At 35.1% G+C, this 7,251-nt stretch carries 7 protein-coding genes and 1 pseudogene; 6 read left to right on the forward strand and 2 right to left on the reverse strand.

What is annotated here, in order from left to right; translation table 11 throughout:
• Window positions 1-17: 17 nt before the first annotated feature.
• Entirely contained in the window at window positions 18-776 is a 759-nt protein-coding gene (locus PHR76_RS10535) for a rhomboid family intramembrane serine protease (protein ID WP_300062134.1), read from the forward strand.
• A 1-nt stretch (window position 777) separates the two neighbouring features.
• Here the strand turns inward: PHR76_RS10535 and rlmB are convergent, their stop codons facing one another.
• Together rlmB and PHR76_RS10545 are read right to left on the reverse strand one after the other, a co-directional pair.
• Window positions 778-1,512 (reverse strand): 23S rRNA (guanosine(2251)-2'-O)-methyltransferase RlmB, encoded by a 735-nt coding sequence (rlmB, locus tag PHR76_RS10540; protein WP_300062137.1) that lies wholly within the window; start codon window positions 1,510-1,512, stop codon window positions 778-780.
• 28 nt (window positions 1,513-1,540) lie between these two features.
• Window positions 1,541-3,208 carry a hypothetical protein gene (locus PHR76_RS10545; protein WP_300062140.1) on the reverse strand — a complete coding sequence of 556 codons (1,668 nt, stop codon included), beginning with the start codon at window positions 3,206-3,208 and terminating at the stop codon, window positions 1,541-1,543.
• 398 nt (window positions 3,209-3,606) lie between these two features.
• Between PHR76_RS10545 and rpsL the strand changes: the two genes are divergently transcribed.
• The 5 genes and pseudogenes from rpsL to PHR76_RS10570 form a co-directional block, all read left to right on the forward strand.
• Window positions 3,607-4,011, forward strand: coding sequence for a 30S ribosomal protein S12 (gene rpsL, locus PHR76_RS10550; RefSeq protein WP_300062143.1), 405 nt, complete (start codon window positions 3,607-3,609; stop codon window positions 4,009-4,011).
• 23 nt (window positions 4,012-4,034) lie between these two features.
• Window positions 4,035-4,511: a 30S ribosomal protein S7 gene (rpsG, locus tag PHR76_RS10555; RefSeq protein ID WP_300062146.1), complete on the forward strand. Its 477-nt coding sequence runs from the start codon at window positions 4,035-4,037 to the stop codon at window positions 4,509-4,511.
• Between the two features lie 10 nt (window positions 4,512-4,521).
• Window positions 4,522-6,678, forward strand: a complete 2,157-nt coding sequence (gene fusA / locus PHR76_RS10560) for an elongation factor G (protein ID WP_300062149.1) — start codon at window positions 4,522-4,524, stop codon at window positions 6,676-6,678.
• A gap of 11 nt (window positions 6,679-6,689) precedes the next feature.
• Window positions 6,690-6,995 (forward strand): 30S ribosomal protein S10, encoded by a 306-nt coding sequence (rpsJ, locus tag PHR76_RS10565; RefSeq protein ID WP_300062152.1) that lies wholly within the window; start codon window positions 6,690-6,692, stop codon window positions 6,993-6,995.
• Window positions 6,996-7,107: 112 nt separating this feature from the next.
• Window positions 7,108-7,251: pseudogene (locus PHR76_RS10570) on the forward strand (50S ribosomal protein L3); the annotation flags it as partial.

The following is a 7,251-nucleotide window of genomic DNA, read 5'->3' on the forward strand; positions in this document are numbered from 1 at the left end:
TTGATAACCAGTTTGTGATGAAACAAAAGTCTTTTTTATTTTCAACCTCTGTGATTGCCTGGCCACTTTTTTTTGTGTTAGCCTTGTGGATTGTTTTTTGGATAGAAGTTAAATTCAAGATTGATTTAACGATGTATGGCATTTATCCACGAAAAGTTGAAGGTTTAAGAGGAATCCTTTTTAGTCCTTTTTTACATGGCGACATTAAACATTTATACAATAATTCCATTCCACTTTTATTTTTGATTGCTCTACTTCGTTATTTTTATCGTGAAGTTTCTTGGCAAGTTTTAGTATTTGGAATCCTTTTTTCTGGAATAGGAACTTGGCTCATCGGACGAGAAAGCTACCATATAGGAGCGAGTAGCTTAATTTATGTTTTAGTGAGTTTTATTTTCTTTAAAGGAATCCAAACAAAATATTATCGATTAGTGGCGTTATCGTTGGTCATTGTTATGTTATATGGCGGAACAATCTGGTACATGTTCCCTGAAGTAGATAAACAAATTTCATGGGAAGGCCACTTGGCGGGATTCGTCACTGGGTTCTTATTTTCCTTGATTTATAAAGCTCCACAATATAAAAAACCGATTCGTTACGAGTGGGAAAAAGCCAGTTTTAATCCTGAATTAGATCCATTCATGAAACATTTTGATGAAAAGGGCAATTTTGTTAATACGCCAGAACCTGAAGAATTATTAGAATTGGAAGAGGAGCAATTTTTTACTTCTTCCACGAAAGTGAATTATGAATTTATTTCGAAAAAAGAAGAATAAATTACCTTCTCTGTCTCAAAACCTCATATAAAAAAGCACCACAAGCAACAGAAACATTCAAAGAAGCAATGGTTCCAAACATTGGTAATTTAGCTTTTTCATCTACAATTTTCAAAACTGAAGGATTTACTCCACGGTCTTCGCTTCCCATAATAATGGCTAAAGGCTCGGTGAGTGATAAATCATAAAGTGAAGTTTCTGTTTTTTCGGTGGCGGCAATGGTTTTGATGCCAGAACCTTGTAAGTAAAAAATAGCATCTTTGATGTGCTCTACTTTGCAAATCGGTACATTAAAAACAGCACCAGCACTGGTTTTTACGGTATCGCCATTAACAGGAGCTGCTCCTTGTTTGCCAATGATGATTCCGTTTACACCCGTACATTCTGCGGTGCGGATAATAGCTCCAAAATTACGAGCGTCAGAAATTTGGTCTAAAATTAAAAACAAAGGTGTTTTGCCACTTTCAGAAACGGAAGAAATTAAATTTTCTAAATCATAAAAAGAGACAGGAGCAATGGTTGCCACAGCACCTTGATGATTTTTATCGGTTAATCGGTTTAGTTTTTCAATCGGAACATAGGTAAAATTTACTTTATGTTGCTTGAGTATTTTTAGAAGATCTCGCATCAAATCGCCTTGTGCATCTTTGTGCAAAAACACTTTGTCCAATTCTTTACCCGCTTGAATTGCTTCAATAATTGCTCTAATTCCGAATATTTGATTTTCTTTCTCCATGCCGCAAATGTACAATTAAGTTGTGAACTTAAAAATTTGATTTAAAACTAATATGAACTATCGAATTAGCGAATTGAATTGGTTGGTCTCGCACGCTTCCATTGGCATAAATTAAATTAAAAAAACCATTTTTAGTGAGCAATCCAAATCCAAAACCTAAGCCTACTAATGCATCGTTTAAATCGCTAGTTTTGTCCTGATAATACGCATAATCAAGGATAGAGTGTACGTATAATCCTGGCGACAAAACATAACGGTATTCTGTGAGGAGCGATGTTAGAAAATTACCTTGTAAACTATTTTCATTAAATCCGCGAATCGATTTTATTCCGCCAAAGCGGTATAATTCATTAACGATATAATTCTCACTATTCAAATAATAATTCTGACTATTGAGTTGAATGTTGTTTTTGGCATTGAGATAGATGTTTTGTTTGACGAGTAAATTGCCAAAAAACTGAGATTCAGAAGCTGTCTTAGAATCCCGTTTCCCTGTCCCTATCGTAAAATGAATCGCCGTTTTCTCGGGAAATAAAAAATCATCCGATTTGAAACGGGTAAATTCATATTTTGAAGTCACAAATGAATTGGTAAAATCACTGATGAAACTAGAGTTCGTGTTTTGAATATCGCTTGATTCCGTGGCTTGATAACCGAGATAAAGACGACTATTATAATTAAAAAAATAACCTAAATCGATGGAAGTATTTGTGTTTTGAAAGGTCGAATCTTTTTTAAAGATGTTTAGCTCTGCCTTTAATCCTAACGGGCTTTTGAAAATATAAGGAACTTGAAGTCCCATATTGAAGGAGGTTTGACGCTGCCCGTCGTTTTTCCAGTATATCAAAAACTGCTCCCCACTATTTAAGATGTTGTGCAAAAGAACATCTAAATATCCATTGAATCGCACTTTTCCGCCTTCCTCATTTGAAAAACCAAGAAAACCATCAAACCGATTCGCTTTAGCTTTTTCTAAATATAAATAAATCTTGGTCGAATCTTTAGTGAACAATATTTCTGGATATTGCGTTTGTTTCACAAAGCGGTACTCATCAACTTCTTTGTATACTTTTTGCAGTCCGTCTTGATTAAAAGTTTTATTAGCAAATAATCGTATTAAATTTCGTTTATGACTAGCGGGAAATTTAGGATAGCCTTTAATGACAATGTCGTTTAGGAATCGTTTTTCACTTTTAGTAATGACAAGATTTGCTTTCAATATTAAATTTTCTTTTCTAAAATTTTCAAGTTTTATATTGGCTAACGAAAATCCTTTTTGTTCCAATGCTTTTAATTGAAGTTGCATAAAGGATTCTACGGTAGTAATCGGCAAAATTAAAAAGTCATTCTCAACGGTATAATTGCTAAAGTTTAAATCTTCAATTTCATCACCTATATATATATGTATATGGCTAATTCTTTTTCCTAACTTAAATTGAACTACAAAAGTACTGTCATTGATCTTAACCGCATTGCTTTTTTCCGATTCGAGATAGCCGTTTTGGAAAAGCTGTTTAAGTAAGCGATTCGATTCATTTTCAATTTCTTTTGCAATACTAAATTGTTTTTGATAACCAATAGAGTCTAAGGTTTTGGTTTGAGAGCTGTTTGAGCCTTCTATACTCAAGTGTAATTTTTGAGCTTGCAAATTGCAGTTCAAAAATAAGATGAGTAGTAGAAAGAGGATTTTTGGCAAAGCAATTTATTTTTGATAAAAGTAACGTAAAAAATAGAAATATGGTATAGTGCCTTCATCCTGCTTTACATTTCAAGTCCGTTTGTTGGCATTGGTTTGGCTAAGCTGAGCCAAGAGCTTTCGTTGGTCGCTTTGGCACAGCAAGCCGCACACAATTCCAACAAGCCGTGCTTTTCATTACAATCAGGGGCAGGGCAGTAGTGTTACTATCAAAATTCATTCTCAAATTTTTTAAAAAAACTTAGCTGCTCAGTCACTCAGCTTCTTAGTCACTCAAAAAATAATACAACTAGAAGAAAATAAATAAATTATGATTTTTTTTATTAAAAATATTTACTACATTTGCAACCCCTTAAAATAGGGTAATTTTAAAAACATAGAAATTTTTAGTATTAATTATGCCAACAATTCAACAATTAGTAAGAACAGGGAGAGCCCAAATGACTAAGAAGAGTAAATCGGCTGCTTTAGATTCTTGTCCTCAAAGAAGAGGTGTATGTACTCGTGTTTACACAACAACTCCAAAGAAACCAAACTCAGCAATGAGAAAGGTGGCTAGGGTTCGTTTAACAAACGGTAACGAGGTGAATGCATACATTCCTGGAGAAGGACATAATCTACAAGAGCACTCGATAGTATTAGTTAGAGGCGGAAGGGTTAAAGATTTACCAGGAGTACGATACCATATCGTTCGTGGAGCGTTAGATACTGCAGGAGTTGCAGGACGTACGCAAAGACGTTCGAAATATGGTGCAAAACGTCCAAAACCTGGTCAAGCAGCAGCACCCGCAAAGAAAAAGTAAATAAAAACTTTTAAAGAAAAGACATGAGAAAAAGACAGGCCAAAAAAAGACCTCTTTTACCAGATCCAAAATTTAATGATCAATTGGTAACCCGTTTTGTGAATAACTTAATGTGGGATGGTAAGAAATCTACAGCTTTCAAAGTATTCTATGATGCTTTAGAAATTGTAGATGCAAAGAAACAAGATGCAGAAAAATCTTCATTAGAAACATGGAAAGAAGCGTTAACTAACGTTATGCCTCACGTAGAAGTACGTAGTCGTAGAGTAGGTGGAGCAACTTTTCAAATTCCAATGCAAATCCGACCAGATAGAAAAATTTCTTACGCTATCAAATGGATGATTGTTTATGCAAGAAGAAGAAATGAAAAATCGATGGCAGCTAAGTTGGCTTCTGAAATTTTAGCAGCTGCTAAAGAAGAAGGTGCCGCTGTAAAGAAAAGAATGGATACTCACAAAATGGCAGAAGCAAATAAAGCTTTCTCTCACTTTAGATTTTAATTCATAACAAATGGCTAGAGATTTAAAATATACAAGAAATATCGGAATTGCAGCTCACATTGATGCCGGTAAGACCACAACGACAGAGCGAATCTTGTTTTATACAGGAAAAAACCACAAACTAGGTGAAACGCACGAAGGTTCTGCAACAATGGACTGGATGGCTCAAGAACAAGAGCGTGGTATTACTATTACTTCTGCTGCAACTACTTGTGAGTGGAATTTCCCTTCAAACCAAGGAAAAGTTTTGCCAAATTCTATTCCGTATCACTTTAATATTATTGATACACCTGGACACGTTGACTTTACTGTTGAGGTAAATCGTTCTTTACGTGTATTGGATGGATTGGTTTTCTTATTTAGTGCGGTTGATGGTGTGGAACCACAGTCTGAAACCAACTGGAGATTAGCAGATCAATACCATGTTCCAAGAATGGGGTTTGTGAACAAAATGGACCGTCAAGGGTCTAATTTCTTAAATGTTTGTCAGCAAGTGAGAGACATGTTAAAATCTAATGCAGTTGCAATCACTTTGCCAATTGGTGAAGAAAATGATTTCAAAGGCGTTGTTGATTTAGTGAAAAATCAAGCAATTATTTGGCACGATGAAAATCATGGTTCAACCTATGATATCGTTCCGATTCCTGAGGATATGCTTGCTGAGGTAAAAGAATACCGTTCAGCATTGATTGAAGCAGTTGCAGATTATGATGAAAATCTTTTGGATAAATATATGGAAGATGAGTCTTCTATTACAGAAGAAGAAATAAATAAAGCGTTAAGAGCAGCTACTATAGATATGGCTATCATCCCAATGCTTTGTGGATCATCATTCAAAAATAAAGGTGTTCAGTTTTTATTAGATGCAGTTTGTAAGTACTTGCCATCTCCAATGGAGAAAGAAGGTATTTGGGGAATTCATCCGGATGATGCTGATTTATTAGAAGAAGATCAAAAACCAATTTTGCGTAAGCCAGATGTTAAAGAGCCATTCGCTGCCTTAGCATTTAAGATTGCAACAGATCCTTTCGTAGGACGCTTAGCTTTCTTCCGTGCTTATTCAGGTCGTTTAGATGCTGGTTCGTATATTTTAAATACACGTTCAGGTAATAAAGAAAGAATTTCTCGTATCTACCAAATGCATGCCAACAAACAAAACCCAATCGATTACATCGAAGCGGGTGATATTGGAGCAGCGGTTGGGTTTAAGGATATTAAGACTGGAGATACTATGTGTGACGAAAAGCACCCAATTATTCTTGAGTCAATGAAATTTCCAGATCCTGTAATCGGGGTTGCAATTGAACCTAAAACAAAAGCTGACGTTGATAAAATGGGTATGGCTTTAGCTAAATTATCCGAAGAAGATCCAACGTTTACTGTGAGAACTGATCAAGCTTCAGGACAAACTATTATTTCTGGGATGGGTGAGCTTCATTTAGATGTGCTTATCGATCGTATGCGAAGAGAGTTTAAAGTTGAGGTGAACCAAGGTGAACCACAAGTTGAATACAAAGAGGCTTTCACAAAATCTGCTTCACATAGAGAAGTTTATAAAAAACAATCTGGTGGTCGTGGTAAATTTGGTGACATTGTCTTTACATTATCACCAGCTGACGATGTAGATGGTAAGCCAGCATTTGGTTTACAGTTTGTTAACGCTGTAAAAGGTGGTAACGTTCCTAAAGAGTATATTCCATCTGTCGAAAAAGGATTTAGAGAAGCTATGAAAACAGGACCATTAGCTGGTTATACTGTAGATAGTTTAAAAGTTACTTTAACAGACGGATCTTTCCACCCTGTAGATTCAGATGCTCTTTCTTTTGAATTGGCTGCAAAAATGGGATACAAAGAAGTTGCGAAAGCGGCTGGAGCTGTTATTCTTGAGCCAATTATGAAAATTGAAGTAATTACTCCAGAAGAAAACATGGGTGATATTGTTGGTGACTTAAATCGTAGAAGAGGTCAAGTTAACGACATGGGTGATAGAGCTGGTGCTAAAACAATTAAAGCATTTGTTCCACTTTCAGAAATGTTTGGATATGTTACTACTTTAAGAACACTTTCTTCAGGTAGAGCAACCTCTACAATGGAGTTTTCTCATTATGAACAAACACCAGCAAATATTTCAGAGGAAGTAATTAAAAAAGCTAAAGGTAACGCCTAATTCTAAAGAAAATGAGTCAAAAAATCAGAATAAAATTAAAATCTTACGATCATATGTTGGTTGATAAATCAGCAGAGAAAATCGTAAAAACGGTAAAAAGTACCGGTGCAGTTGTAACAGGACCAATTCCGTTACCAACACACAAAAAAATATTCACAGTTCTTCGTTCTCCTCACGTTAACAAAAAGTCTAGAGAGCAATTTCAAGTGAGTTCATACAAAAGATTGTTAGATATCTATTCTTCTTCTTCTAAAACTATTGATGCACTAATGAAATTAGAGTTGCCAAGTGGTGTAGAAGTTGAAATCAAAGTCTGATAAATGTAAAAAGCGTAACGTATTAAGTATTAAGATTGTTCTTAATACTTAATACTTATGTCTTCATGCAAAACAAAAAAAGAATTTTTTAATCATTTATAAATAGTTTAATATGTCTGGGTTAATTGGAAAAAAAATCGGCATGACTAGTATTTTTGACGAAAACGGGAAAAATATTCCTTGTACCGTTATTGAGGCAGGTCCATGTGTCGTTACCCAAGTCAGAACCAAAGCGGTTGACGGGTATGAAGCGTTT

Source organism: Flavobacterium sp., assembly GCF_028689845.1.
Classification (GTDB): domain Bacteria; phylum Bacteroidota; class Bacteroidia; order Flavobacteriales; family Flavobacteriaceae; genus Flavobacterium.